The organism is Methanolobus sp. WCC5 (genome assembly GCF_045690325.1).
GTDB lineage: Archaea > Halobacteriota > Methanosarcinia > Methanosarcinales > Methanosarcinaceae > Methanolobus.
This window is the reverse complement of sequence record NZ_CP146981.1, coordinates 2,782,517-2,807,772: the sequence shown is the minus strand read 5'-3', so window position 1 is coordinate 2,807,772 and position 25,256 is coordinate 2,782,517. Positions and strand designations below refer to the sequence as shown.

Here is a 25,256-nt window from a genome sequence, read left to right as displayed (position 1 = left end):
CCTAAGTTTCATTTCTAGTTTCACGGTTCAGCTTTTGTAAAGCCACATTCCCACGGGACTTGTCCCGACAATGAAACAGGACTACTACTTAACGTAATTGAATTTAAACCTTTGCACGGCCCATGAAGAAAAAACGGATATGGAATGATTACCGGGACCTGATAAAAAAACATCTCTTCAGTAGAGTATTTCAGAAATAAAAGCTTCATTCAAAGCTTAATTCAAACCTTGGCATTCCCCTTTTTAACCCAATTTTATAGATTACCCTTTGTTTGAAATGACAGCTCACAGGAATTTGCTCAGATCCTCGCCTGAACAAAGGATACCCGTGACATTACCATGATTATCCTTTAAGACAACATCATACCAGCGCACAGGGACCTCCTTACCTTCCTTGGACAGGACCGGATGCTCGATCAATTCCGGAAGATGAGAATTACCATCCATGGCACCTTCAAATGTTGCCTTTATCTCATCCCTTATCCCGTCCGGCACAAGGAATGTTGAAAAATCATGCCCTATAAGTTCGAATTCACCATAGCCCAGTATATCATTACCCTTGCTATTGACCAGATTGATCTTCATGTCCCTGTCTATGACAAAAATAATAAAACCGGCAACATCCACATAATTCATTGCTTCGTTCCTCTCAGCAAGAACCTTATCCTGAAGATGTTTTATTCTCAAAAGGGATTTCACCCTGGTGACAAGTTCAAGACGGTTTACGGGTTTTCCCAGGAACTCATCTGCCCCCACCTCGATACCTTTGATGCGGTCGTCCTTCCCGGACAATGCCGTGACCATCACAACAGGCAGGAACTGGGTCTCCACAGATGTTTTCAAAACCCTGCAAACCTCATACCCATTCATATCAGGCATCATCACATCAAGGAGAATAATATCAGGCTTTTCACTTTTGACCTTGTCCAGCGCCTCCTGACCGCTATAGGCAGGAATTACGTCATACTCGGACTTAAGGTAAAGGCCCATTAACTCCACTATGGCCTGTTCGTCATCAACAATGAGTACTTTATCCCGGTCTCGCATGAATGATAGGCTCCCTTTTTGCACATGAATTAAATAAATACATTGCAATATAAATCTACTGGTTACTTATATCTCTAGCATTGTATTTTGTAAATATTATTTTTAATTTTACTTTTAATTATATAGTTCTATCTACATATATAGTTTAGGCATAGAAAACAAAACTCCTCATTTGAAGAACACCTACCATTTTGTGAAATATGAGTGGGGCTGGTGAGATTCGAACTCACGATCGACGGGTCTCTCCGAACAGCTGCGTAAACAGCATCCAGTTCATGAGCACATATCAGTGCTCCAACGGCTCCTCACAGGCAAACCCCGTCGGGTTAGCCTCAGTAGACCCGTTGTTCATCATTTATCCGCTGGAGCCCATCGCCATGCCGGGCTAGGCCACAGCCCCATATTTTCGGGTAGTACCCCCAGAATACATCTTATCAAAGATATATTTAGCGGTACCACACTGCATTCAGTTATATGTTTTTACCGTCAACCCTGTCCAGGTCACCGAACTTGCATAACCGGTCGCACAGTTCCTCTATCCGCAGGCGTAGCTCTTCCATTGAATGACCGAACATACCGGTCATATAGATAGCTCCACCGGCACCTACGCCCTCTTTCACAAATCCTGCCTCATACTGCTGCAAACCCTTGAACGACGATTTACCGAATTCCGGATCTGCTGCCTCATACCTGGCGCCCACCTCCCTGGCAAGTTCCTCGAAGTTGGCAGAACTATCACGCATTACATAACTGGTGGTCACTATCCGGAGATTATCCGTTGGATAGCCCATATGCCTGATAACGGCAAATATGGAAATCATCTGAGTACCTCCTGCAAGTATGACAGGAGTTGAACCAAGGCCTGCAGCAATTCCTGCAACGGCCACCATCATAGGGTCACCAACTGAGGCAATGGCCCGGAGAGGGTCATTGCGCAGAGAGCCAAAGGTAATATCCGATGAATCCAGAGCTTCCTTAACAACCTCTTTTTTAAGAGACAGCGGATTGGAATTGGAACTGCTGCTCACATTACCATCATAACCCAATGCCTGAAGCACAGCATTTGCGGTGGTGGTTCCGGCAGGAATGCTTTCCCCTATTACGATGAGATCATGGTCATTTGCAAGTCTCTCACCCAGACTGAAGGAATTCCTGAACACCTCCTCAACATTGTGAACTGCAACTGCCTTCCTGATGTCATCACCAGGCTTTCCACCGATATCTATGAGAGAGACCTGTTTTGCAGGAAGGACACGCAAGCCTGCATTGACAAAGACATGCGGCATCCCTATTAAGGAAAGTGCTGCACGGGTAATAAGAGCAGGTGTCGGAGTGTCATAGGGCGGGGTCATTGGCAGGATAGGAATATCGATTATAGTTCCTGTTTCAAGGACCTCCGCATCCCCTGCCGGAGTATAGTCCGTCAGTTTAGCAGTTTTGCCTGCAGCAGAGAGACCTTCTATATAGGCTGTTTCCGTATTTCCAAGGACGCATACGAACAACGGTTTTTCAGGTAACCGGGTATTTTCAGGTGCTAATATATCCATACCAATCGCCTAGATGTATTTTACAGGGAGTATATGACTTTTTCCACGAAATTAGTACGTTCTGGCAACATAAACCTGAGTATCCGCATCCTGACCGCATACAGGACATTTGCCTGAGCAACTTTCAGCCTGTTCTGTGGGAATACCCAATATACCTGCGCCAATCTCATCCTCCAGCCTCAGGCCACAATCCTTGTTACCGCACCAGAATATCTTTGCAATACCCCTTGAAAGCTTATCCCTGACAGACTCCAGATCATCACATTCGAAAATACGATCCTCAACACCTTGTCTTGCATTCTCATAAAGATTGTCGTGGATATCATCAAGCAGAGAGCGCACCTCATCTGCAATATTGTCAAGGGATACCTGTTTTTTCTCTCCGGTATCACGACGAACAAGCATGACGGCATTGTTCTTAAGATCCCTGGGGCCAAGCTCCAGCCTGACAGGAACCCCGCGCATTTCCCACTTATAGTATTTTGCACCAGGACGGATATCGCTTGCATCCATCTTCACACGCATACCTGCCGCCTCAAGCGTGTTCATCACATTTCCACAGGCATCAAGGACATCCCCTGCTTCCTTGAATATGATAGGGATGATCACGACCTGAACAGGAGCAACTGCAGGTGGCAGGACCAGACCCTTGTCATCCCCATGAATAGATATAAGAGCTGCTATTGAACGCTCGGAGATACCGTAACATGTCTGATAGGCATAGACCTGTTCACCTTCAGTGTCTTCATAAGTGATGTCAAAGGTTTTAGCGAAATTATCCCCCAGGTGATGAGCCGTGCCTACCTGCAGGGTCTTGCCGTCTGGCATCAGGGCATCCGTGGCTATGGTATAATCAGCACCGGGGAACTTATCCCATTCCGGTCTTCTGGATGCGAGGACAGGAACTGCAAGCTGACGGTAGAACTCGGTATAAAGCCTGATAGCTTCTTCTACCTGTGATGCTGCATCTTCCCACGTAGCATGGACTGTATGTGCCTCTTTAAAGGAGGTGATCTCGCGCAACCTGATAAGAGGACGTGTATGCTTGGTCTCGTACCTGAACGTGTTTACTATCTGGTAAAGCCTGAGAGGCATGTCTGCATGAGACCTTATCCATAACTTGTACATCGGATAGATAGCAGTCTCACTGGTAGGACGCAGGGCCAGTTTGACATCCAGAGGAGAGGTACCCCCATGAGTTACCCAGTAGACCTCATCCTCAAAGCCCTTTATATGTTCAGCCTCTTTCATGAACTCATTTTCCGGAATAAGCAAAGGAAACAGGGTTTCCTGATGATCCTTATCAAGCAGACGGCGGATAATATCATAAACATTCCTCCTGATGTTAAAACCAAAGGGGAACCATACATAAAGTCCTTTGACAGGATAACGTACATCCATTATCTCGCCTTTCATGAGCAGCTCATTGTACCATTCACTGAAATTCTCTTTAGAAGGAAGCCCGGCTTCTTTTTCTTGCTCTGCCATTCATTCACCTGTTTACACTTGATTTTGGCTACATTAACAAGGACATTGCTTATAGGCATTTCCTTTCCCGCCAGATATGACCTGAATAAAAAAGGATGAGAACAGATGAGTGGACTGAAAAGAATATATTCCGGGCTTTGATCATGGACTGTGCTTTCTCATACAAAGGAACCAGTCAACACATTTTATATCCTCGTCTGAATTTTCAGACCTTTCCTTTGCGTCGGTCCAGGTAACAGGACATGGAATTATAACATCATCCCCCGGCAACCACCCCTCAGGAGTTGAAACATTATCACTGTCACTTATTTGCAACGCTATCAAAAGACGCCTGATCTCTTCCATGTTCCTGCCGTTGGATAATGGATAATAAAGAATGGCCCTTATCTTTCCCATTGGATCTATAATGAATACCGCCCTGACAGTCTCGGTTATGAATTCCCGGACTGGAACAACCCCTCCGGACCTCTCGAATTTCTCAAGGATCATCTCAGGCGTGTAATGTGCATTGGGGTGGATCATTCCATATTTCCGTGCAACTTCCATACCCAGATCCTCTATTACGGGGAACATCACATCTATGTTCTTCTGGCCCCTGTACTCTATCCTGTCCCGGATGGTCTCAAGCCATGCTATGTGCGAATAGATACTATCCACCGAAAGACCCAGCAGTTGGGCATTCAACTGCCTCAATTCTTCCTGCATGCTGGCACATTTAATGAATTCGGTAGTGCATACCGGCGTGAAATCGGAAGGATGACTGAAGAATATGACCCATTTCCCCTTATAATCCTCCGGGAAATTAACCATTCCCAGAGTGGTCCTTGCTTTAAAAGAAGGCGCATCATCGCCTATCAATGGAATACCCGCTTCCTGACATGGACCCTCTTCCAGATGAACTCCTCCTGAAATATATACAAGGATATTAACGATTCAGAGAATAAATAATTAAGGATTACCTTAAGGGTTGCCCACAATAAGGATTATCCACAAAACTAAAAAATAAATGAAAGGGACACATTGGACAGGAGGAAGCTCATCCTTCTAGCATGTGTTCCGAATCACATGCATCAAGCGCCATATCTGAAGACTTGACATCAAAGACTATCATACCTGTCTTCAGATGTTCAGCTTCTTCATGGGTCAGAACACGGGATGTAGCCTTATCGGAAATAATGGCACTGTTACCAAACGGATCCTCTATGATAACGGTGAGGGACCTTTTTCCATCGATAGCCTCTTCCAGGGCCTTCTGGACCTCAAGTCCCCTGGCATGCTTATCTTCCTCGTCCTCACACCACCTGGTAGCAGTGATGACTACATTATATATTCTATCAAGCACACCTTCTATATTTGTGACGTAGGAGTCTGATATCGAGCCGGGTTCAACGTCTATTCCCAGTTCCGGTATCCTTATAGTACCGGAGGTTGAGCGTACGACCCTGCTATTGAGGTCTTCAAGGCCTTCCACCTTAAGCTCATATCTGGTTGGTTCCTTCTGTGAAAGAATAATAGTATCTGCGAACCTGAAGCTACACTTGCATGCCGCAGTTATGTACATGACCTCGCCAAAGTAAGGGATCTCATCCCCCTGCCACCTGATAATAAGATCATCATGACAAAGAGGACACGAAGTTCTCGTTTCAAACCTGTGGCAGGATTCTCTGTCGTTCAATATCTTCCACCAAGTTCAATATCTTCCACCAACGATCTTAGACCTGTCGATCTTAATACCCGTAGGTGTTACGAGCACCTGATCATCCTTGATACCTGCAATGTCGCCGTGGACATCAAGCACCACTTCCTTAAGGTCCTTCAAGGCACGATCAAGCAATAACTTGTCCACTTTGATATTGGATATATCGATCATTACGATATTGCCGTCATATATCTCTTTTTTGAGTGATGTAAGCTCATTGAGGTTAGTGAGCTCTGCAACCCTGATATAGGTCTCTGCCGGCTCATCGTCTATTACCTCTTCATACTTGGTAAGGTCAAGTTCAGTATATTCATCCTCAGGGGTTGAGCTTTTGCCGCTGCCACCAAATAATTTGTTCATGATATTTGCCATAATTCGCCCTCATGTATTCAAAAACATTGTTATATTAATATCATTACTACTTAAATTGTTACCGGAATCCGGACCCTTAAGATTCGCGGGTATGAATTGTTGCTGTTATTTATATTTAAACTCATACTATTTTAATGATTTCTTTTAGATGTCAGACATCAAGATTCCAGAGCTTGTCACCTACATAATGGATAGATCTTACAGCTTTTCCTTTATTTCCTTTCATTTCCGGACCTGCCATCAGGGAAATACCTATTGCAAGAGGTTTGCTGTGAGCTTCCTCTATCACGATGACAGGGGCATTCTCCCTGATATCAGGATCTGCATCAACTATCCCGGGACACATGATGTCAGCCCCGTTGACAACAAAGCGCACTGCTCCGGAATCCACGGTTACCACATTCTTCATCAGACCCAGCTTCAATACACCCTTTACCGTAGGAAAATAAATGCCATTTACCTGGAAAAGCAGAGGTTCCCCGTCCACCAGAATAAGGGACATATCATCAATGTTTGCTGTTTCAAACTTACTGTTCCCAAGCTGTTCTACTGCCTCACCAAAAATGGAGCCTATATCGTCCAAGAGTTGGGTTTTTGCAGATTTCCTTAGCTGTACCCTGGATTTTATTTTCAACAAATCACCTGTCAGGCAGACACAATTGACATAATTTATACTACGTACTATATTCTATCTATGTACTATACTCTATAAATCTGATAGATATCGCTTCTGTAAAATAGCTAATGGTTGCTTTTAATGTTTATGCGGGCAGGCCGCATATACATCAGGTGTTCACCTTACAATAACAACCGGGATACCGTTGATATCAAGAACATCAACTGCCCTTCCTGCAGAGACGACCTCCTTCTCCACTTCCACGCACTCCGGATCAAGTTCAAGCATATCCCCATTGACACTTACAGTTATCCTTCCCTTTACTATCTCGTCAGCTATCTTTTTGGGATTCTCCTCTGTCAATGCATTGATTATATCCTTTGCCTGACCTCTGAACTTAGGACCGATCATACCCATATTAGGCTTGACACTAACCGGTACATGCTCAAAGTCAGGTTCACCATCCATGATCTCTACCGGGGAATTGGTAGCTCCCAGAACATCGGTTATGTCTTCAAGGATGCCATATATCTCGATTTTTGCAAGAGGGGCATTCAGCGCCATTCCATGTTCGGACTTGTACCTTCTGACACTGCCTGCAACATCCTTTATGAATTCTCCCGAGGCCTCTGCATCAGCGTCTATCATGGATTCGTTTACCTTTGGCCAGGATTGCACATGAACACTGCCATTTCCAATACGCGAGAACATCTCCTCTGCAAAGAACGGAGCAAAAGGTGCCAGCAGGCGGGAGAGAACATCGATGGTAACATACAATGTATATCTTGCAGCATTCTTTCCGACTTCGTCCTCACCATAAAGACGTGATTTCACAAGTTCGATATAGTTGTCTGCAAGTATGTCCCATGTAAAACCCCTTATAGCCTTGAAAGCCTCATCGAACTGATAATTATCCATTGACACTGTCACTGAACCAATAAGCCTGTTCAGGTTGCTCAGAAGCCACCTGTCAACTATCTTCAGTCCGGATATGTCCGGATCATTGTGCTTGTAATCCTCAAGATGGGACATGCTGAACCTGTAGATACTCCACATCTTTGCAAAGAACCTTGATGCTGAAACCACATCCTTCCAGCGGAACATGACATCAGAGCCAGGGGAACCACCTATGGCTGCCCACTGCCTGAAGGCATCAGCACTGTAATCCTTGATGACCTCTTCAGGAGAGATCACATTACCAAGGGACTTGCTCATCTTATGACCGTCCTCCCCAAGCACCATGCCGTTTACAAGAATGGCATCCCATGGCCTCTTGCCCTGGATTGCCATAGAGCGTAATATCGTATAGAATGCCCAGGTCCTGATGATATCATGCCCCTGTGGACGAAGCTGCGTGGGAAGCCGCATTTCATGATCTGTGAGCCAGCCCGAAACATGCAGTGCTGTTATAGATGAGTCCATCCATGTATCCAGGACATCCTCTTCAGCCTCAAACTCGGTGCTGCCACATTTGCAGGCCTGTGGAGGCTCCTGCTGTGTGGGATCAACAGGCATCCATTCATCCTTTGCAACCATTACCTCACCGCAATGCTTACAGTACCACACTGGTATTGGCGTTGCAAAGAGCCTCTGACGGGATATGCACCAGTCCCATTCCATCGTGCCGGTCCAGTTGTCAAGCCTGACCTTCATATACTCCGGCAGCCATTTTATCTCATTCGATGCCTTTGAGACCTCCTCGGTATCAATCTTAATGAACCACTGGCGCTCGGAAAGTATCTCTATAGGAGTATCACACCGCCAGCACATACCGACATTCTGATCCAGGGATTTCTGCTCGAAGAGGTAACCTTCTTTTTTGAGATCTTCAATGATGGCTTTTTTACATTCGGGAATGGACATTCCGGCATACTTGCCGGCGATCTCCGTCATAAGACCGTTCTTATCAATGGCTTTGCGCAGTGGAAGACCATGCTCCACCCACCACCTGACATCCTGCTTGTCACCGAAGGTACATATCATGACCACACCGGTACCGAATTGGGGATCCACGTCCCTGTCACCGATCACCTTTACATCATGACCGAAAAGCGGCACTTTCACATTGGAACCAACGTAAGCACTATAACGCTCATCCTCCGGATTAATGGCTACAGCAACACATGCTGCAAGCAATTCCGGCCTGGTGGTTGCTATCTCCAGATCACCGAAATGCAGGTAATTGAGCATTGTTTCCCTTGAATCGTATTCCACTTCTGCAAAAGCAATGGCAGTTTCACACCTGGGACACCAGTTGACAGGATGTTCGGACTGGTAGAGGCGCCCCATATCATACATCTTCCGGAAAGACCTCTGGGTCTTGGAATAATATTCAGGCTCCATGGTCACAAATTCATTGCTCCAGTCGGTGGAAAAGCCCAGATTGAGCATCGTGTTCCTCATTTTCCCTATGTTGCCAATGGTAAGTTCACGGCACATCCTCCTGAACTCTTCCCTTGGAACCTCATTCTTTGTGATACCGTATGTTTCCTCAACCTTCACCTCTGTGGGCAGGCCATGGCAGTCCCAGCCCTGTGGAAACATGACATTGTATCCGCACATGCGCTTATATCTTGCAACAAAATCGATGTAACACCAGTTAAGCGAATTGCCTATGTGGAAATTTCCCGTAGGATATGGTGGCGGCGTATCAATAATGAACTGGGGTCTGCTTTTGTCTTTCCAGTCAAAATGGTACATGGACATGTTCCATGAATCACGCCATTTCGGCTCTATGATATGTGGGTCATATTCTTTTGGAACGGTCATTGTGACTCTCCGATAAATGTGATCTGATAATGTGTTTATCCAGTAATCCAATGTATTGGTTGTGTTTTTTTATCCTAAGTGGTGTAAGATTATTTAAACTATCTGGTTAAGGCCCGGGATACAAAACAAAGGATATGGGAATGAACAAACAACCCGGTGCCACCAAAGATAAATGTCGCCACCTGTAACCATTTGCCTGAACATTCACTGATAGAGGCATGCCCCTGCACTTAAGAGTGATTTGCAGAAAACCCCGCCGGACAAAAGGTCATTGGTGTACGATCGAAAGCAAACATTTCCTTGACGAATGGTGATGATACCGTCCGGAACATATGCCCGTTCTTTGGCCGGCTGCGTGCAAAGGGACAGCCATTTTTTCAGAGGAAGAATAAAGTATATCAATGTTACTATTTTGCTCTCATCGGGCACATAATCACATTGATATTCACAATATGTTCACAGTACTGCCATATTACAATATGAATATCAGGATACCGAAAATACTTTATACATATCTGATCAATTCTAAAAAGGGAGAGCAGGGGTGATTCGTAAAATAAGGTGATCTTGTGAGCAGGAAAGTAGCTGTTTTTGCTTTTAATGGAGAAGAGATGTGTTTCGTTCATGCCCTGATGAATGCACTGGACATGAAAGAAAAAGGCTATGATGTGAAATTGATAATAGAAGGTTCTGCAACCAGGCTTGTAAAAGAAGCAGAGGATGGTAACAGGCCCTTCAGCAAGCTTTATTCAAAAGCAAAGGATTCAGGATTAATAGACTGTGTATGCAGGGCATGTGCCTCTAAAATGGAAAGCCTTGAAAGTGCCAAGAGGCAGGATCTTCCTCTGTGTGACGAAATGTTGGGACACCCGAGCATGTCACGGTACATGGACGATAACTATGAGATAATAGTTGTATGATTATCTACTTAAGAAAAATAATGGAGAAAACAGATGTTAAGCGAAAAGATGACAGAAGCCCTCAACGGGCAGATCAACAAGGAGATGTACTCTGCATATCTTTACATGGACATGTCCGCACACTGCACATATGAAGGACTTGGTGGTTTTGCCAACTGGTTCATGGTGCAATATCAGGAAGAGATGTCCCATGCCATGAAGATATATGACTACATAAACGAGCAGGGTGGAAAAGTAGTCCTTCATGCCATCGAGAAGCCACCCGGAAACTTCGGGACTCCATTAGAGATGTTCGAGGCAACATTGAAACATGAACAGTTCATCACAAAGTCAATACATGAACTTGTAGATCTTGCATATGAAGAAAAGGACTATGCCACCCAGATATTCCTCCAGTGGTTCGTCACGGAACAGATAGAGGAAGAAGCAAACGACAATGAACTGATAGCAAAGCTCAAACTTGTCGGTAATGACGGGAACGGCATTTTCATGCTTGACAGGGAGCTTGAAACAAGGACATTTACGCCACCTGCCGGGGAAGAATAAAAACAGGAACATATTATTGAATTGCAATAGGTGATATAATGGAATTCGGGGAAATACTAAAAGGAAGAGAAGTTGAAGGGAAGGAAAAACATGTGCCTGAAATAGAGATAATCAGGGGACATGGCCAGGCAAAGGCTGATTTTGTACGTGTGGTCGTAGGAAAGGAAGTGCCACATCCAAACACTGTGGAACATCACATCGAATGGGTTGAGCTTTACGGCATAACAAAAGAGGGCAGGACCATCAATTTTGGCAAAATGAACTTCGAGCCTGTGCACACCGACCCTGTTGCCACTTTCCACGTGAACGACATCGATAACTTCAAGTCATTCTGCGCCCTTGAATACTGCAACATCCACGGGGTCTGGCAGAACTGCATAGAAGTCTGAAGATACGAAGGAAAAATATGAGATTTGTGGCATCGGTCGCCACATCTTTTTTATATCTGTTCATCTCCCATCTTATATAAAGGCACACCGGCCCGTGGAAGCAGAGAGGTGACGATAATGATCGCAAAACTTGTAGCCAAATTTACAGTCCTGGCACTGATAGTAGGAATTATGTCATACATCATATTGAGTTATGTGATACCGCACATGCAGACCTGAAATCATGATTGTTCATCATAACCTATCTCATCCTTTGTGAGATAACAGGCAGGGTCATCCGCCCAGACATTTCCATAAACAGATTCCGCACGTACACGGAAATTACCATTACACACATCAAACCACTTACATCTGGCACATCTGTCAGCATTTTCCATAATGAGGGATTTGCGGTCCTTCAGTCCTGCCATGAGCATGTCGTCGGTATCCCTCCATATATCACTGAACTTACGTTCCCTCACATTGCCAAATGAATAGTGCCGCCAGAACTGGTCCGGATGGACCGATCCATCCCATGAGACACAGCCAAAACCGATCCCTGAGGAATTGCCCCTGTTCATGTTCAGAAGCTCCAGTACCTCGGCAGCCCTTTCAGGATCCTCTTTAAGGAGACGCAAATAGATGTAAGGACCATCACAATGATTGTCCACTGTCAGAACCTCCACCATCCTTCCCTTGCTGTGAAGCTCCCTTGTCTTATCGATCAGCAAATCCACAGTCATCCGGCTTTGTTCAAGTGAAAGGTCCTCAGCTACCATTTCAGAACCACGGCCTGAATATACAAGGTGATAGAAACAGATACGTGGAATGTCCTCCTGTTCCATGAGATTAAAGATTGCCGGAATGTCATGTACATTATGGCGATTGATGGTAAATCTCAGGCCTACCTTGATCCCTTCTTTGCGGCAGTTGCGAAGACCCTGCAATGCCCTGTCAAAAGAACCTTCAATACCACGGAAACTGTCATTGGTCTCTTTCATGCCATCAAGGGAGATCCCTACATAAGAGAGACCTATATCCTTAAGCTTCCTTGCAACCTTTTCTGTGATCAGTGTCCCGTTTGTGGATATAACTGCCCTGATACCTTTTGATGTTGCATATCCTGCCAGTTCCGGAAGGTCTTTTCTCATAAGAGGTTCACCTCCCGAGAACAATATCACAGGACAACCGAATTCTGCAAGATCATCTATAAGTGACTTACCTTCCTCAAAAGTGAGCTCGTTCTTGTAGTCAACATCCCTTGAATGAGCATAGCAATGAACACAGCGAAGGTTACAGCGCTGGGTCACGTTCCAGACAACAACCGGTTTCTTATCTTTTGAGAACTGGAGCAGATGAGAGGGGAGTCTTTTGGAGTCACGCCCATAGCGAAGCGCATCCGAAGGCTCTACGGTTCTGCAATAAAGTTTTGAAATACCTATCATGATCAGGACTCCGAAGTAGAATGATAAAAGAAGATCGTTCTAGTATGTGCGAACTCCTATATCATCATCCTATATTATATCTATGGTAGAGATATCAGAACTAAAAGTCAGAATGCACGGGAGATCTCAATCAAGCATTTCCATAACCTTTACCAGGATGTCCTGGAATGTGAATTTGCCCGGAGTGACCGAAACCTTCACACCATAGCTTTCAAGGGTCTTTGCCGTAGGTATACCAATAGCTGCAACTATCGACTTGTTCATAATGTCGATGACCTCTTCACTGGAAGCCTTATCAATGGCATGCTCAAAGAAATTGCGCACCATCATTGAACTTGTGAAAGCGAATACATCGATCTGGCCATCCAGCATTCTGCGTATGAACCCATCCTGGACATCGCCCTTGGGTTTTGTCAGTGTGTAGACATTGGTTTCATGGACCTGGGCCCCGCATTCTTTCAGTCCTTCTATTAAAAGGGAGGAACCATAAAAACTTCTTGCTGTATCAATGATCTTACCTTTTACTTCCGGGCAGAGAAATTCCACCAGCCCTTCGGAACTATAGACGCCTGGCATGCCAAGTACATTGATACCCAGATCTTCCAGGGCCTTACGGGTAGTGGGACCGATGGCTATGACCTTGGTAGAATTAAGTGCGTCTATGAATTTATCCCTTTCATTTGAAGGGATCTTCCTGAGAGTGAAATCTATTCCGTTGGCACTTGTAAAGATAACATAATCAGCAACCCCTGATAGAACTCTCTCAACAAACCCATCGAAGAATCCATCCTTCATATCTGCAAGTTCTATCATCGGAACGGCCAATGGTTCAAAGCCCATGGATTCGGCCAGCTCTGCAGATTCCTTAAGATAGCTTTCAGGCCGCATTATAGCAAGCACAGGTCTTTTGACTTGTTCGGACATGGCAATCACCTTTATTCAAAACCGGAAGGTACCTGTTCACCCAGAACCTCATGCAACGTCACAACATTTCCTATGACCGTGATCGCAGGAGCCTTGACAGCTCTGTCCTTTGCTACCTGAGCTATGTTCTCCAGAACTCCCACTGTCACCCGCTGATCCGGACGTGTGCCTCTTTCTATAAGTGCTACAGGGGTTTTAGGGTCTTTTCCGTATTTCATGAGTTCTGCGACATTCCTGCCAAGCATTTTCACACCCATGAATATGACGATCGTCCCATCGAATTTAGCAAGCGTCTCCCAGTCAAGTGCACTTTCCTCTTTAGTGGGGTCTTCATGACCGGTTATGAAAGTGACCATTGAGGCATGGTCCCTGTGTGTCACGGGTATGCCCGCATAGGCAGGAACCGCAACAGCAGATGTTATGCCCGGAACAACCTCAAACTCAATACCCTCTTTTATCAGTTCCTGGGCCTCTTCCCCTCCACGGCCAAACATATAGGGGTCACCGCCTTTAAGCCTCAGCACATCCTTACCTTCCCTGGCTTTGCATACTATAAGACCATTTATCTCATCCTGGGTAAGCGTGTGATCTCCCGCATATTTACCGGCATCTATCTTTTCGGTACTTCCGGGAATGGAATCGATAATAGCCTTGCCGGGAAGCTGGTCATACACTACAACCTCAACAGTATCAAGAAGCCTGCGGGCTTTAAGTGTTAGTAACTCCGGGTCGCCCGGACCAGAACCAACCAAATAGACTTTACCATATTTCTGGGTCATGTTTATGAAATCCTGTATACTTTTGTAAGCGAAATCCAATATATGTTTTTTAGAATGGTAATGAACTTACCAACTTATAAATATGCATCGTCCTGAATCTTCAATGAGAACAAAATATGGAAAAACAAAATTATGGATAAAGAACACACAATCCTCACAAAATAAGAAAAGGATCGAATGATTCAAACAATCAGCCCATAAATAGGAATCAAGTGCGTACCTTCAAGATAGCGCACCATCCAACCCTTAAAATACAGATTTTCAAACCTTATTTCTTACTGAGTATATAGAACAGCATATCCCTGTTCAATTTTCCTTCACGTTCCAGTTTGTTCACTATATTCTCATCAGACATGCCTTCTGACTTAAGCTCCTTGATCTTGTCCAGTAATGCAGGAGCAATACTATAGTATTCATTGATATCTTTCCTGTGACCCCAGACATCACCCTCTATGAGCTTAATGTTCTGCATTGCCATGAACATCTCGATGGACTTGGAGACTGTGCGCCTGTAAGACCCCGGGATCTGGATGACTTCTACTTTAGGACATGTCTGAACCAGTGAAAAGATATCCTTGTTCGATGGCCTGAAAGCAAGATGAATTACCTTTTCATTTGGATTCAGATGCGGTATTTCCTCTCGCGAACTTACAACTCTTATTTTCATAAGCTACCCTCACCTCCGGTTCGTTAAGAACTTATCAAAATAATGTATGTATTCACCTATTAAATAATTACCGATTTAGCGCAGAAAAAAATAAAAGGGTCTGCCAGCAATTCACTCAAACCTCAGCCTGACAGAATCCGCATGTGCCTTAAGGCCCTCTTCTTCAGCAACGGATATAACACAATCCTTCAGTAGCTCAAGCCCTTCTTTACTTATTTTCTGTATGCTTGATGACTTCATGAAATGTGCAAGGTTCAGGCCGGAGTATATCCTTGCATAACCTGCTGTGGGCAACACGTGATTGGTACCGGATGCATAGTCACCCACAGGAACCGGGGCATAGTTGCCTACAAATATCGATCCTGCATGCCCTATGCTTTCAAGGATGGCATCCGGTTCCTTTACCATGATCTCAAGGTGCTCAGGCGCAAATGCATTGGAAAATGAAACACATTCATCCATGGAGGCTGCCACAAGAACTGCGGCATTTTCCAGGGAAGTGTTTACTATCTCCTGCCTGAGTGTTTCCTTTGCCTGCTTTATTACCTCATCCCTGACCTTTGATGCGACACTTTCAGAAGTTGTCACGATCACAGACACAGAATTTGGATCGTGTTCAGCCTGAGCGATCATATCAGATGCAGCCATCCTGGCATTGCATGAATCATCCGCTATGATGAGCACCTCACTGGGCCCTGCCGGGAAATCGATCTCTGCAACATCCCTTACCTGCATCTTAGCCGCTGTCACAAATACATTACCCGGACCCACTATCTTGTCAACCTTCATGACACTTTCAGTGCCATAGGCCATGCCGGCAACAGCCTGTACACCGCCCAGCTTATAAACGTGGTCTGCACCGGCTACCTTTGCTGCCGCAAGTGTGAGAGGATTAACCTTTCCATCCTTGCCCGGAGGCGTGCACATAACCACATTCTTAACACCTGCAACCTTTGCCGGAACTATTGTCATCAGGGCAGTGGAAGGATAAGAAGCCCTCCCTCCCGGAACATATGCTCCCACACTTTCAAGGGCAGTGAACTTCTGCCCCAGCTCAATTCCCGGTGAAAGTTCAATGAACCAGATCTTTTGAGGCATCTGTGCCTCATGGAACTTCCGTATATTGCCGGCGGCGAACTCAAGGTGCGCCAAAAGAGCAGGATCGACACTTTTAACCGCCTCATCTATCTCTTCCTTTGAGACCTCAATGGCTTTAATATCTGCACCATCGAATTTTTTTGTGTATTCCCTCAGGGCGGCATCCCCATTCTCTTTCACATCCCTGAGGATGGAGGCAACCGTATCCCCTACATCTGCCAGTTCCCCACCACGACCAATCAGTTTTTTCTTTTCTTCATCAGTAAGTTCGGATAATTTCTTGTAAAGCATGAGATTTCCCCGGATAATATTCTGAAAATCATAATGACACTAATATCTGCTATATCAATAATGTAAATATTGCTACCTGTTCATCCTGTATAAAGCTTAAGGATATCGCCTGGAACAAAAACCTGACCCATAAGCAGACCTATTTTTCAAAATCACTGAAGGTACTCTGTTCATTGCCCATAAGCGAGCTCATAGTCTTTGAGCTTACTTTCCCGCCACTTTCAGAGTCGAGCTTCAGGTGAAGCCCTATCTCTTCAAACAATTTTGCTGCAGTCCTGGGACCGATAAGAGCGGATACCTGATCGATATTGGACCTTCTTATATCTTCAACTGTCCTCAGGCCATTATCATACAACTTACGTGCACGTACACGACCGATTCCACGGATGCTGACAAGTTCGAGAAGTTGGGATGATGCACCATAATGGATCCTTTTTTCCAGCATAATGGCACGGCTTGCAAGATCCATGCCATTTTCAGGAACAATAAGACCGGCAAGTCTTGAAACTGAATGCATCAGCCACACTGCGATATCTGCAAATGCGTGTACATCACCTTCACCCACATTGAACTTTTTTGTGATCTGGTCCAGCGATCTCTCGTTTATCCAGTCAAGGATCAGAAGAGCGGTCTTCACTTCACCCAGGAACCATTCATAATCCAGCTCTCTGGAGCGGGGAGGTATCTCTACGAATTCTTCACTATGGGATATGACAAAATCATTTATCACTTCGTAATCATTGGATCTCATGTAGAGTTGTCGCATATCAGGCGTCATGCAGATGAGATGCACAAGGGTAAGGTCTGTGACATTTGCTGCCTTCTTCAGACCGTCGGCTATCAACGCACCGGACATAGGATCTATATAAAGAGTGGACACCAGTCTGCCCAGTGTGGTTGGCATAAGGACCTCATCCCCTTCAAGCATCCTGTTGTCTTTCAGGAATGCGATGCATTCATCCACAACTTCCATGATGCCCCAGGTATCATTCTGGTGAGCAAAGAAAGTACCCTCGATAAACTCCATAAGCCCGTCCCTTGTGGTAGCAAAACCATTTACGATAGTTGAAAGTATGTGTGTCCTCAGGGCAGTCTCAGAACCAAGCTTGGACCATATATCCTCTGACCCCGCATCAATGAACTTATCAAAGAGGGTGCTCATTTCATCGTATGAACGGGCGATGAGGACAGATTCACCATATGGATCCAGATGAGGCCTGCCAGCCCTTCCTGCCATCTGCTTGTAATCCAGCACAGGTATAGGCTGCATCCCGTAGTTAGGATCAAAACGCCTGTAACTCCTGATAATGACCCTTCTTGCTGGCAGGTTCAGGCCTGCAGCAAGAGTAGGGGTGCTGCATATGACCTTAATAGTGTTGTTCCTGAAACCATCCTCCACAAGCCTGCGGTGCGCAGCATTAAGACCTGCATGGTGAAAAGCAGTGCCGCTTCTTACACATTGTGCAAGCTCGTTGGCTGTTTCGGTCTCACCATTTTCTATTATCTGCTCTACGATCCCGTCCAGTGAATTACGAGTAGGTTTGTCCAGGACCTCTGATACCTTTGTACCTGCCCTCTTAGCAAATGAAACACTATTCTTGCGGCTGCTTTCAAAGACCAGGCACTGACCACCTTCCTGCAGTGTGTCCATAAGTATATTGATGGCATCATCCTGGGACATAGGAGCGATACGCTTTTGCGAATCCCTGAAGTTGATATTGCCTCCATAATAAACTCCCTCATGCAGGTCTGTGGGTCGCCACTCGCTGAGCACCAGTTTTGCCTTCAGCCAGTCTGCAAGCTCATAGGCATTGCCCACGGTTGCCGAAAGGGCGATGATCTGACAGCCGGGATTGAGTTTCATGAGTTTGGTGATAGTTATCTCCAGCGTGGGACCCCTGTTAGCCGAATCAAGCAGGTGGACCTCATCCACAACGATGGTGGTTATTTCCTGCATCCAGCTGGTCTCATTACGCAGGAGCGAGTCGGTCTTTTCGGATGTGGCAACGATGATATCATTAGAACCCAGCCATTCATCCCTGGATTCGAAATCACCAGTGGATATCCCGACCCTCGGTCCACCATTTCCCGGGCCCTTTATTAAAACAGAGGAGAACGTCCTGAACCTGTCGAACTTTTCGCTTGCAAGGGCCCGCAGGGGTACAATATAAAGTACCTTGCCACCTCCGCTGATCGCCTTTAACATCGCAAGCTCGGCAAGCAATGTTTTTCCTGAGGCTGTGGGAATTGCAGCAAGAATGTTATTACCGTCAAGCAAACCCTTTTCAATTGCCTCTGCCTGAGGCGGATAGAGTTCCTCTATACCCGAATCCAGGTAGAAACGAATTACCTCATCCGGCAGGTTCAGGGATTCTATTTTCATGATAACCCGGGGTTTAAAGGAGAGTAATATGTAATTAAAATTACCCTGTAGATCATTAATACCCTGTAACACTGACCCCTGGCCATTTAAGTGTATGAGCTATCATGCTAAATGCAATCGAAAACATGATCAAGATACTATTCAACCACATGTGGCTGCAGGAAATGAAAAAGATATGCGGCATTGAATGCCACATGTCCTGCAAAATATCAGTCGTTGCTCAGCTCGCCACTGAAGTACTTGTCATAGGAACCCATGTCAAAGTGTCCGTGGCCGCTCAGGTTGAACATTATTGTCTTCTCTTCACCTGTCTGTTTGCACTTAAGGGCTTCATCAATAGCACATTTAATGGCATGTGCTGACTCCGGAGCTGGAGCGATACCTTCACTGCGTGCGAATGTGACAGCTGCATCGAACACCTCTATCTGGTGATAGGAGGTTGCTTCCATATGACCATCGGCAACAAGTTTACTGACTATCGGGGAGGCACCGTGGTACCTGAGACCTCCTGCATGGATGGCAGGGGGTATGAACTCAGAACCAAGAGTGTACATCTTAAGCAGTGGTGTCATCTGGGCCATGTCACCAAAGTCATACTTGAACTGCCCTGATGTAAGGGTCGGGCATGCAGATGGCTCCACAGCGATTATCCTGGTATCGGTCTTACCGGCAATGTTGTCCCTGATATAAGGCAGGCTCACGCCGGCAAGATTGCTGCCACCACCGCAGCATCCAATGACTATGTCAGGATAATCCTCTGTCTTGGCGAACTGTGCCTGGGTCTCAAGACCAACCACTGTCTGGTGAAGACAGGTGTGGTTGAGAACACTGCCAAGGGCATACTTGGTATTATCATTGAGCGCAGCTTCCTCTATGGCCTCACTGATTGCAATTCCAAGACTGCCGGTGGTTTCAGGATACATCTCAAGGATCTTCCTTCCAAATTGTGTTTCAGTACTTGGGGATGGAACTACATTGGCCCCCCAGAGGTTGATCAGGGACTTGCGGTATGGCTTCTGGTAGAAGCTTGAGCGTACCATGTAGACCTTACATTCAATATCAAAGTAATTGCATGACAGTGATAATGCACTGCCCCACTGTCCTGCACCGGTTTCAGTGGTAATTCTCTCAGTGCCTTCCTTCATGTTATAGTATGCCTGTGCAATGGCAGTGTTAGGTTTGTGACTTCCGGCAGGACTGACACTTTCATTCTTGTAATAGATCCTTGCAGGTGTCCCCAGTGCTTTTTCAAGCCTGTGTGCCCTGTAAAGAGGAGATGGTCTCCAGAGACTGTATATCTCCAGGATGTCTTTTGGAATATCGATATATCTCTCAGAGCTGATTTCCTGCTTTATGAGCTCCCTGGCAAAGATAGGCTCAAGGTCCTTCGGATCCATGGGTTCGTTGGTCGCCGGGTTAAGTGGTGGCTCTACCTGGATATCCGCAAGGATGTTATACCATTGTGTTGGCATCTCATTTTCATCAAGTAAGATCTTTGTATGGTCCATAATATTACCTCTGTCAGAAATTGATTCAATAATGTATAACTGAGTACATTGGACGTGGTATTTAATGCTTTTGATTTACAGTCCCTGAGTGACAGATATATTTAGATCCTCAAAAGCATCTTCTTCATCTTCAATAAAAGCATGCCAGCACGGCGAGCAAAGTAAATACGGAAACAGAACATTGAGTGTCAGACCGGACCATAGGTGCACACACATAAAAAATATGCAAAACACCTTCCTGTACCTGTATATAGCGAATGGAAGTTCTCTGTAAAGGCAGGTTCCATACAGAACTAATCGAAACTGTAAAATATAGTACTTTTATACTACTGACATACTTTATTGAGAACAGATGAATCAGAGAAGGATTTGTCCGGTTAACTGCACTTTACAGATGCACACGACATATGATCAATCAAACTCAGCATGCATATAAGCTACTATCCATATCATCAGGTTGACCAGAAATGAAGATAAGTAAACCGCGAGGCACACGTGATTTCCTTCCGCAGGATACGAAAAAGAGAAGGAACGTAGAGAACATTTTACGCCAGGTAGTCAGGAACTGGGGATTCAATGAGATAATCACACCTACCTTTGAGAACCTGGAACTCTTCACGCTTAAGTCAGGCGAGGGGATAATAGGGGAGCTCTACAACTTCAGGGACAAGGGAGACAGGGAGATGACCCTGCGTCCTGAGCTCACCGCCCCTGTCATGAGGATGTACGTCAATGAGATGCAGGCTTACCAGCAGCCATTAAAACTTTTCTATTTTGAGAACTGCTTCAGGTATGAGAGGCCACAGAAAGGACGCTTCAGGGAATTCTGGCAGTTTGGCGTAGAGCTCATAGGAAGCAATAAAGCCGACGCTGATGCAGAAGTTATTGCACTTGCAACAGAGATGCTAAGATCGACAGGCATAAAAGGCGACCTCCATGTGAACAATCTGGGAGTGATCAGGCATTTGCTAAGTGTTCTGGAACCGGAGCAGCAGAGCAGGATAATGAGGCTTGTTGACAAGAAGGAAGACATGGGACTTGATGAGTTCCTTGAAGAGATAAATGCGCCTGCAGACCTGCGTATGAAACTCCTGGAACTGATATGCCTTACAGGAGAAGGAGCAATCGCAAAGGCAAGGGACCTTATCGGGAATATCCCGGAAATAGAAGCATTTCAGGAACTTCTGACCCTTCTGGACATCTATGGAGTTGAATATACTATTGATTTCGGGATTGCCAGGGGACTTGACTACTACACCGGAACTGTCTTTGAGATATATGCTGAGGGTCTTGGAGCCCAGAACCAGGTGTGTGGCGGAGGTTCATACCAGCTTATCAAACTCTTTGGAGGCGGCGATGTACCATCCACAGGATTTGGCCTTGGATTTGACAGGATAATGGAGGTTTGCGAGATCCAGGCCCCTGATGACATACCTGTTGTCATCATTGCTAAAGATAGTACACGTCCCGATGCCCTGAAAGCTGCTATCAGGCTTCGGCCCCATATGCCGGTCTACACAGACCTGATGAAGAGAAACTTCAAGGCACAGCTATCCTACGCAAACAACATCGGGACCAGGCATGTAATAATAATAGGTGAACAGGAAGTAGAAGCCGGAAAGGTCACGCTGAAAAACATGGAGTCAGGTGAACAGGAGCTGCTCAGCATTGATGAAGTGATATTGAAACTTGGTCACAAACAATGAAACAGATGATGACGCCGATGACCTCGTTTTTCCGGCATCTCAGGAATATACGCCGCGACGAAAGGGCATCTGATGCCCTTCCCATGAGAATGGTAGTTGCAGTGATAGCCATCGGAGCTTTAGTGGTGCTTCTCTATGCATCGATAAGCTTACTTCTTGAAAAAGAGGAGATACATGCTGTGCAGACTGTGATCTCTGAGATAGAATCGCATGCCAGCCAGATGTCTTACGGAGGAGAGGGCAGTAGTGTCACAATGGACGTAAACATCCCGGACAATACCAGACTTGTCATGGGAGCGATACCGGGAAAAGAAGACGAATGGCCCTCAGATGCCAGGAACTATTATATAGAGATCAACAGAAAGCAGATGATTGGAGAATCTGATGCATCTTATTCTAACTTAATGCTTAACGGCTGTGTTGTCCTGGAAGCCGGGCCTCATGTGCTGAACCTGGAAAGTGTACGCGATCAAAATGGAAAAATTTTTATTGCACTTGTGGATAAGTCGCAATCATAATGGAAAAACAAAATGAAGTCAGGCTTAAAGTTCCAGGTCGGCATCATACCCTCCCATCCAGATCCAATGAACAGGTAAAGGTCCTCAAAAACCTGCATAGGGATGCAAATGCGTGGGTGGACCTCATACTTTCCAAGACCGCACTTATTGTTGCTTCTGCGATAATCCTTGTTGGATTATATAATCTGGCCGCACTCCATGCAGACATTGCCAAAAAGGACAAACTTGATGCCTTAACCTTTGATATTGCATCCGGAATTGATTCTGTGGGAAGCAGTCCTTCAGGTACAGCTTATGCTGTGAAGCACTACAGCTTTGATGCATACTCAGGGTTGCTGATGCCTGAAGACTATGAAAAGCTGAATGTCTCAGTAACAGGGGAATATGTAGCCTGTACGTATCAGGACAAAGACCATAAGATCAATTCTGCCAGGTCACTCAGTTACAGGACCCTTCCGTTTAGCCCTTCAGAACTGGAGGATTTACTGTCCATCGAATTTGGAGATGACGGAACTATAGTTCAGCCCATACATTCTTTGCCCCCATATACGGATGTGACCGGATTCCTGGCGCTTGCTTCAGCTGAAGAACGCCATCTGTACATAAAAGAGGAAATCCTTATTGAGAAGGTATCGATATTCGTGACTGAGGCAGGCGAGGTGAGAGAACTTGAATATGTCCTCGTTTACCAGTGATGAAAGGGCTTTCCTGGAGCCTAACAACGACATCATGACAACTGCACTGGTGGTTGCGGGATTTGTTATTTTTGCATCCATACTCTCAAATACATACTTTGCCTTTAGCGATAACTCCCGGGCACTGGAAAGCTATGAACAGGCTGCCATGATAGCAGGAGACATTGCATCCTATCCGCCACTACAGGGCAGCAGGCCGGGAATTATCTGTGCAAAGGCACTTGACAACATTGCAAACCCGGTGATAGAGCCACAGGAACATTATCTGTTCTTCCATCGCTTTTCCCCTGACATGGAATTCTATGTAGAGGCAAGCACCGATGATGGCAGTCATCAATGGATCATTGAGCAGAGTTCTTTTTCCCGGGAAGGAAGGGACATTATTGCTGCATCCGTGCCTGTTGTTATCGAGCTTGGAAGCAATGCGCGCTGCGTCACTGGAACCATTACAGTCAAAATAATGTATAAGAGGTGGAAATGAATTGGTTCAAGGGAAAAGATTTCAAAATAGCTTGTATAAGGTCATTAACGACCTGTCTGCAGATGAGAAGGGATTCTCATCAAGCATCGATGCCTGCCTTTTCCTGATATTGGTCTCTATTTCCGCAGTCATCCTTATGCCATCGATAGCTGCAGATAATCAATATAGTTCAGCTCATTATATATCTGCACAGCAGATGGATACTTACCTGCTTAACACCATAATGAGCAGTACTCTGGAAGAATTTGAATATACACTGGAACCTACCGAACTTGCAGGTATAGATGTGAACCTTACCCAAAATTCGATACTTGAGGACGCTGCAAGAACCTTATTCACAAAGGAGCAGCGACATCGGACATTTTCAGACCTTGTGGCCGAAGGCCTGGTGCTGGGCCTGGTAATGGAGGAGAACGGCACTGAGAAAGCACTCAACCCTATGACAGAGATGCAAAGGATAGAAACCGAAAAACAAATAGCTGCGCATCTTGAAAGGACAATAGGACAGAGGTATGATTACAGGTTCGAAGCCCACTGGCAACCCGTAACCGGATACAATATACGAAGTGACATGACCATAGGAAATACCGCACCCTACAATGCCATAAAACAAAAGGTAAGGATCTCAATGCCGGTGATATATCCTGTACCCATGGACGAGATATATGCTCCTTTCAACGAAACCGGGACATACAATGCTGTCAATTCCCCTGATCCTGAAACTGAGCTGCATTATATGTTCGAAAAGAGCATTGTAGTTGCATCATCCGGTTGTGCGGAACTTATCACGGACATTGTTTTCCCATATGATTATCTTTCATCGCTCAATGGCACTGAGATATCGGTCAACAGTGGACAGCTGGCCTGTCTGACAGGCCCGCAAACGGAAGGTTATAGCAGTCCGGTGATAGAGAGCGTACTTGGCTGCATGAATTACACAGTACGCGGACTTTATGGATTGAATGTCACAATAAGCCCAGAAGAACAAAGCATTGGTCTTGATCTGGTGGACATGGTCCATTATATGATACTGGAAAAGAACAAAGAACTTATCTCAGCCCATGTCAGAGATCACCATGGTGATGATATCAACCAGACCATAGCACTTATGTGCAATACCAATGCCACGGAAAACAGCACCAGGAACGAGCTTGCCAGCGCAAGGCTTGATGCCATATACAGGACAGTAAATCCCGGTGGTGCCGACATCGTGCTTATGATATGGTGAAGACACTGGAAAAACATTCCAGGGAACTTATGCAATCTGGCGGAACGAATTCAGAAAATCGCGGCACCGGTGCAATCATAACATATATATGAGATGATGCTCTTCATAAGAAGCACTTCGCCAATCATATTAACATATTACCAGGTTGTCTCCCATGTTCA

The 25,256-nt window shown here is 45.5% G+C and carries 23 protein-coding genes and 1 tRNA gene; 8 read left to right on the top strand and 16 right to left on the bottom strand.

What is annotated here, in order from left to right; translation table 11 throughout:
• Positions 1 to 285: 285 nt before the first annotated feature.
• The 9 genes from V7O64_RS13570 to V7O64_RS13530 form a co-directional block, all read right to left on the bottom strand.
• Entirely contained in the window at positions 286 to 1,047 is a 762-nt protein-coding gene (locus tag V7O64_RS13570; protein ID WP_407355904.1) for a response regulator, read from the bottom strand.
• Positions 1,048 to 1,252: 205 nt separating this feature from the next.
• Positions 1,253 to 1,447 (bottom strand) — tRNA-Trp (locus V7O64_RS13565).
• Between the two features lie 70 nt (positions 1,448 to 1,517).
• Positions 1,518 to 2,594 (bottom strand): nicotinate mononucleotide-dependent phosphoribosyltransferase CobT, encoded by a 1,077-nt coding sequence (gene cobT / locus V7O64_RS13560; RefSeq protein WP_407355903.1) that lies wholly within the window; start codon positions 2,592 to 2,594, stop codon positions 1,518 to 1,520.
• Between the two features lie 51 nt (positions 2,595 to 2,645).
• A complete protein-coding gene (gene proS / locus V7O64_RS13555; protein ID WP_407355902.1) occupies positions 2,646 to 4,082 on the bottom strand; it encodes a proline--tRNA ligase in 1,437 nt (478 codons plus the stop codon).
• A gap of 141 nt (positions 4,083 to 4,223) precedes the next feature.
• Positions 4,224 to 4,946: a redoxin domain-containing protein gene (locus V7O64_RS13550; protein ID WP_407357353.1), complete on the bottom strand. Its 723-nt coding sequence runs from the start codon at positions 4,944 to 4,946 to the stop codon at positions 4,224 to 4,226.
• A gap of 172 nt (positions 4,947 to 5,118) precedes the next feature.
• Positions 5,119 to 5,760 (bottom strand): ZPR1 zinc finger domain-containing protein, encoded by a 642-nt coding sequence (locus V7O64_RS13545; protein ID WP_407357352.1) that lies wholly within the window; start codon positions 5,758 to 5,760, stop codon positions 5,119 to 5,121.
• Between the two features lie 12 nt (positions 5,761 to 5,772).
• Entirely contained in the window at positions 5,773 to 6,153 is a 381-nt protein-coding gene (sepF, locus tag V7O64_RS13540; RefSeq protein WP_407355901.1) for a cell division protein SepF, read from the bottom strand.
• Between the two features lie 151 nt (positions 6,154 to 6,304).
• A complete protein-coding gene (locus V7O64_RS13535; protein ID WP_407355900.1) occupies positions 6,305 to 6,787 on the bottom strand; it encodes an RNA-binding protein in 483 nt (160 codons plus the stop codon).
• Positions 6,788 to 6,946: 159 nt separating this feature from the next.
• A complete protein-coding gene (locus tag V7O64_RS13530; protein ID WP_407355899.1) occupies positions 6,947 to 9,538 on the bottom strand; it encodes a valine--tRNA ligase in 2,592 nt (863 codons plus the stop codon).
• Positions 9,539 to 10,107: 569 nt separating this feature from the next.
• Between V7O64_RS13530 and V7O64_RS13525 the strand changes: the two genes are divergently transcribed.
• Genes V7O64_RS13525 through V7O64_RS13515 form a run of 3 tightly spaced genes read left to right on the top strand, consistent with a single transcriptional unit; the run spans position 10,108 to position 11,393 of the window.
• On the top strand, positions 10,108 to 10,458 hold the full coding sequence (locus V7O64_RS13525) for a hypothetical protein (protein WP_407355898.1): 351 nt from the start codon (positions 10,108 to 10,110) through the stop codon (positions 10,456 to 10,458).
• Between the two features lie 33 nt (positions 10,459 to 10,491).
• Positions 10,492 to 11,004, top strand: a complete 513-nt coding sequence (locus V7O64_RS13520) for a ferritin (RefSeq protein ID WP_407355897.1) — start codon at positions 10,492 to 10,494, stop codon at positions 11,002 to 11,004.
• Positions 11,005 to 11,042: 38 nt separating this feature from the next.
• Positions 11,043 to 11,393 carry a desulfoferrodoxin family protein gene (locus V7O64_RS13515; RefSeq protein WP_407355896.1) on the top strand — a complete coding sequence of 117 codons (351 nt, stop codon included), beginning with the start codon at positions 11,043 to 11,045 and terminating at the stop codon, positions 11,391 to 11,393.
• A gap of 221 nt (positions 11,394 to 11,614) precedes the next feature.
• Here V7O64_RS13515 and ahbC read toward each other — a convergent pair whose 3' ends face one another.
• The 7 genes from ahbC to V7O64_RS13480 all read right to left on the bottom strand — a co-directional run bounded on the left by ahbC (position 11,615) and on the right by V7O64_RS13480 (position 20,467).
• The gene (gene ahbC, locus V7O64_RS13510) at positions 11,615 to 12,817 is read right to left on the bottom strand and encodes a 12,18-didecarboxysiroheme deacetylase (protein WP_407355895.1); all 1,203 of its coding nucleotides are present in this window, start codon (positions 12,815 to 12,817) and stop codon (positions 11,615 to 11,617) included.
• Between the two features lie 126 nt (positions 12,818 to 12,943).
• Entirely contained in the window at positions 12,944 to 13,741 is a 798-nt protein-coding gene (locus V7O64_RS13505; protein ID WP_407355894.1) for a uroporphyrinogen-III synthase, read from the bottom strand.
• Between the two features lie 11 nt (positions 13,742 to 13,752).
• Positions 13,753 to 14,520, bottom strand: coding sequence for a uroporphyrinogen-III C-methyltransferase (gene cobA, locus V7O64_RS13500; protein ID WP_407355893.1), 768 nt, complete (start codon positions 14,518 to 14,520; stop codon positions 13,753 to 13,755).
• Positions 14,521 to 14,788: 268 nt separating this feature from the next.
• A complete protein-coding gene (locus V7O64_RS13495; RefSeq protein ID WP_407355892.1) occupies positions 14,789 to 15,187 on the bottom strand; it encodes a DUF1699 family protein in 399 nt (132 codons plus the stop codon).
• A 111-nt stretch (positions 15,188 to 15,298) separates the two neighbouring features.
• Positions 15,299 to 16,576: a histidinol dehydrogenase gene (gene hisD, locus V7O64_RS13490; RefSeq protein WP_407355891.1), complete on the bottom strand. Its 1,278-nt coding sequence runs from the start codon at positions 16,574 to 16,576 to the stop codon at positions 15,299 to 15,301.
• A gap of 139 nt (positions 16,577 to 16,715) precedes the next feature.
• On the bottom strand, positions 16,716 to 18,959 hold the full coding sequence (locus tag V7O64_RS13485) for an ATP-dependent DNA helicase (RefSeq protein ID WP_407355890.1): 2,244 nt from the start codon (positions 18,957 to 18,959) through the stop codon (positions 16,716 to 16,718).
• 209 nt (positions 18,960 to 19,168) lie between these two features.
• Positions 19,169 to 20,467, bottom strand: coding sequence for a TrpB-like pyridoxal phosphate-dependent enzyme (locus V7O64_RS13480; protein ID WP_407355889.1), 1,299 nt, complete (start codon positions 20,465 to 20,467; stop codon positions 19,169 to 19,171).
• A gap of 467 nt (positions 20,468 to 20,934) precedes the next feature.
• Between V7O64_RS13480 and hisS the strand changes: the two genes are divergently transcribed.
• Genes hisS through V7O64_RS13455 form a run of 5 tightly spaced genes read left to right on the top strand, consistent with a single transcriptional unit; the run spans position 20,935 to position 25,095 of the window.
• On the top strand, positions 20,935 to 22,173 hold the full coding sequence (hisS, locus tag V7O64_RS13475; RefSeq protein WP_407355888.1) for a histidine--tRNA ligase: 1,239 nt from the start codon (positions 20,935 to 20,937) through the stop codon (positions 22,171 to 22,173).
• Positions 22,170 to 22,691 carry a hypothetical protein gene (locus V7O64_RS13470; RefSeq protein WP_407355887.1) on the top strand — a complete coding sequence of 174 codons (522 nt, stop codon included), beginning with the start codon at positions 22,170 to 22,172 and terminating at the stop codon, positions 22,689 to 22,691. Before hisS ends, V7O64_RS13470 begins: the two co-directional genes overlap by 4 nt.
• Positions 22,691 to 23,386 (top strand): hypothetical protein, encoded by a 696-nt coding sequence (locus tag V7O64_RS13465; protein ID WP_407355886.1) that lies wholly within the window; start codon positions 22,691 to 22,693, stop codon positions 23,384 to 23,386. The genes V7O64_RS13470 and V7O64_RS13465 overlap by 1 nt, the downstream gene beginning before the upstream one ends.
• Positions 23,367 to 23,867 (top strand): hypothetical protein, encoded by a 501-nt coding sequence (locus V7O64_RS13460; protein ID WP_407355885.1) that lies wholly within the window; start codon positions 23,367 to 23,369, stop codon positions 23,865 to 23,867. The genes V7O64_RS13465 and V7O64_RS13460 overlap by 20 nt, the downstream gene beginning before the upstream one ends.
• A 1-nt stretch (position 23,868) precedes the next feature.
• Positions 23,869 to 25,095, top strand: coding sequence for a hypothetical protein (locus V7O64_RS13455; RefSeq protein WP_407355884.1), 1,227 nt, complete (start codon positions 23,869 to 23,871; stop codon positions 25,093 to 25,095).
• Positions 25,096 to 25,256: the final 161 nt, after the last annotated feature.

Bases quoted from the DNA above. Each gene is read 5' to 3' on its own strand.
- V7O64_RS13570 (WP_407355904.1), bottom strand. From the start codon at position 1,047: ATGCGAGACCGGGATAAAGTACTCATTGTTGATGACGAACAGGCCATA.
- cobT (WP_407355903.1), bottom strand. From the start codon at position 2,594: ATGGATATATTAGCACCTGAAAATACCCGGTTACCTGAAAAACCGTTG.
- proS (WP_407355902.1), bottom strand. From the start codon at position 4,082: ATGGCAGAGCAAGAAAAAGAAGCCGGGCTTCCTTCTAAAGAGAATTTC.
- sepF (WP_407355901.1), bottom strand. From the start codon at position 6,153: ATGGCAAATATCATGAACAAATTATTTGGTGGCAGCGGCAAAAGCTCA.
- V7O64_RS13530 (WP_407355899.1), bottom strand. From the start codon at position 9,538: ATGACCGTTCCAAAAGAATATGACCCACATATCATAGAGCCGAAATGG.
- V7O64_RS13520 (WP_407355897.1), top strand. From the start codon at position 10,492: ATGTTAAGCGAAAAGATGACAGAAGCCCTCAACGGGCAGATCAACAAG.
- V7O64_RS13515 (WP_407355896.1), top strand. From the start codon at position 11,043: ATGGAATTCGGGGAAATACTAAAAGGAAGAGAAGTTGAAGGGAAGGAA.
- ahbC (WP_407355895.1), bottom strand. From the start codon at position 12,817: ATGATAGGTATTTCAAAACTTTATTGCAGAACCGTAGAGCCTTCGGAT.
- V7O64_RS13505 (WP_407355894.1), bottom strand. From the start codon at position 13,741: ATGTCCGAACAAGTCAAAAGACCTGTGCTTGCTATAATGCGGCCTGAA.
- cobA (WP_407355893.1), bottom strand. From the start codon at position 14,520: ATGACCCAGAAATATGGTAAAGTCTATTTGGTTGGTTCTGGTCCGGGC.
- V7O64_RS13495 (WP_407355892.1), bottom strand. From the start codon at position 15,187: ATGAAAATAAGAGTTGTAAGTTCGCGAGAGGAAATACCGCATCTGAAT.
- hisD (WP_407355891.1), bottom strand. From the start codon at position 16,576: ATGCTTTACAAGAAATTATCCGAACTTACTGATGAAGAAAAGAAAAAA.
- V7O64_RS13485 (WP_407355890.1), bottom strand. From the start codon at position 18,959: ATGAAAATAGAATCCCTGAACCTGCCGGATGAGGTAATTCGTTTCTAC.
- V7O64_RS13480 (WP_407355889.1), bottom strand. From the start codon at position 20,467: ATGGACCATACAAAGATCTTACTTGATGAAAATGAGATGCCAACACAA.
- hisS (WP_407355888.1), top strand. From the start codon at position 20,935: ATGAAGATAAGTAAACCGCGAGGCACACGTGATTTCCTTCCGCAGGAT.
- V7O64_RS13470 (WP_407355887.1), top strand. From the start codon at position 22,170: ATGAAACAGATGATGACGCCGATGACCTCGTTTTTCCGGCATCTCAGG.
- V7O64_RS13465 (WP_407355886.1), top strand. From the start codon at position 22,691: ATGGAAAAACAAAATGAAGTCAGGCTTAAAGTTCCAGGTCGGCATCAT.
- V7O64_RS13460 (WP_407355885.1), top strand. From the start codon at position 23,367: ATGTCCTCGTTTACCAGTGATGAAAGGGCTTTCCTGGAGCCTAACAAC.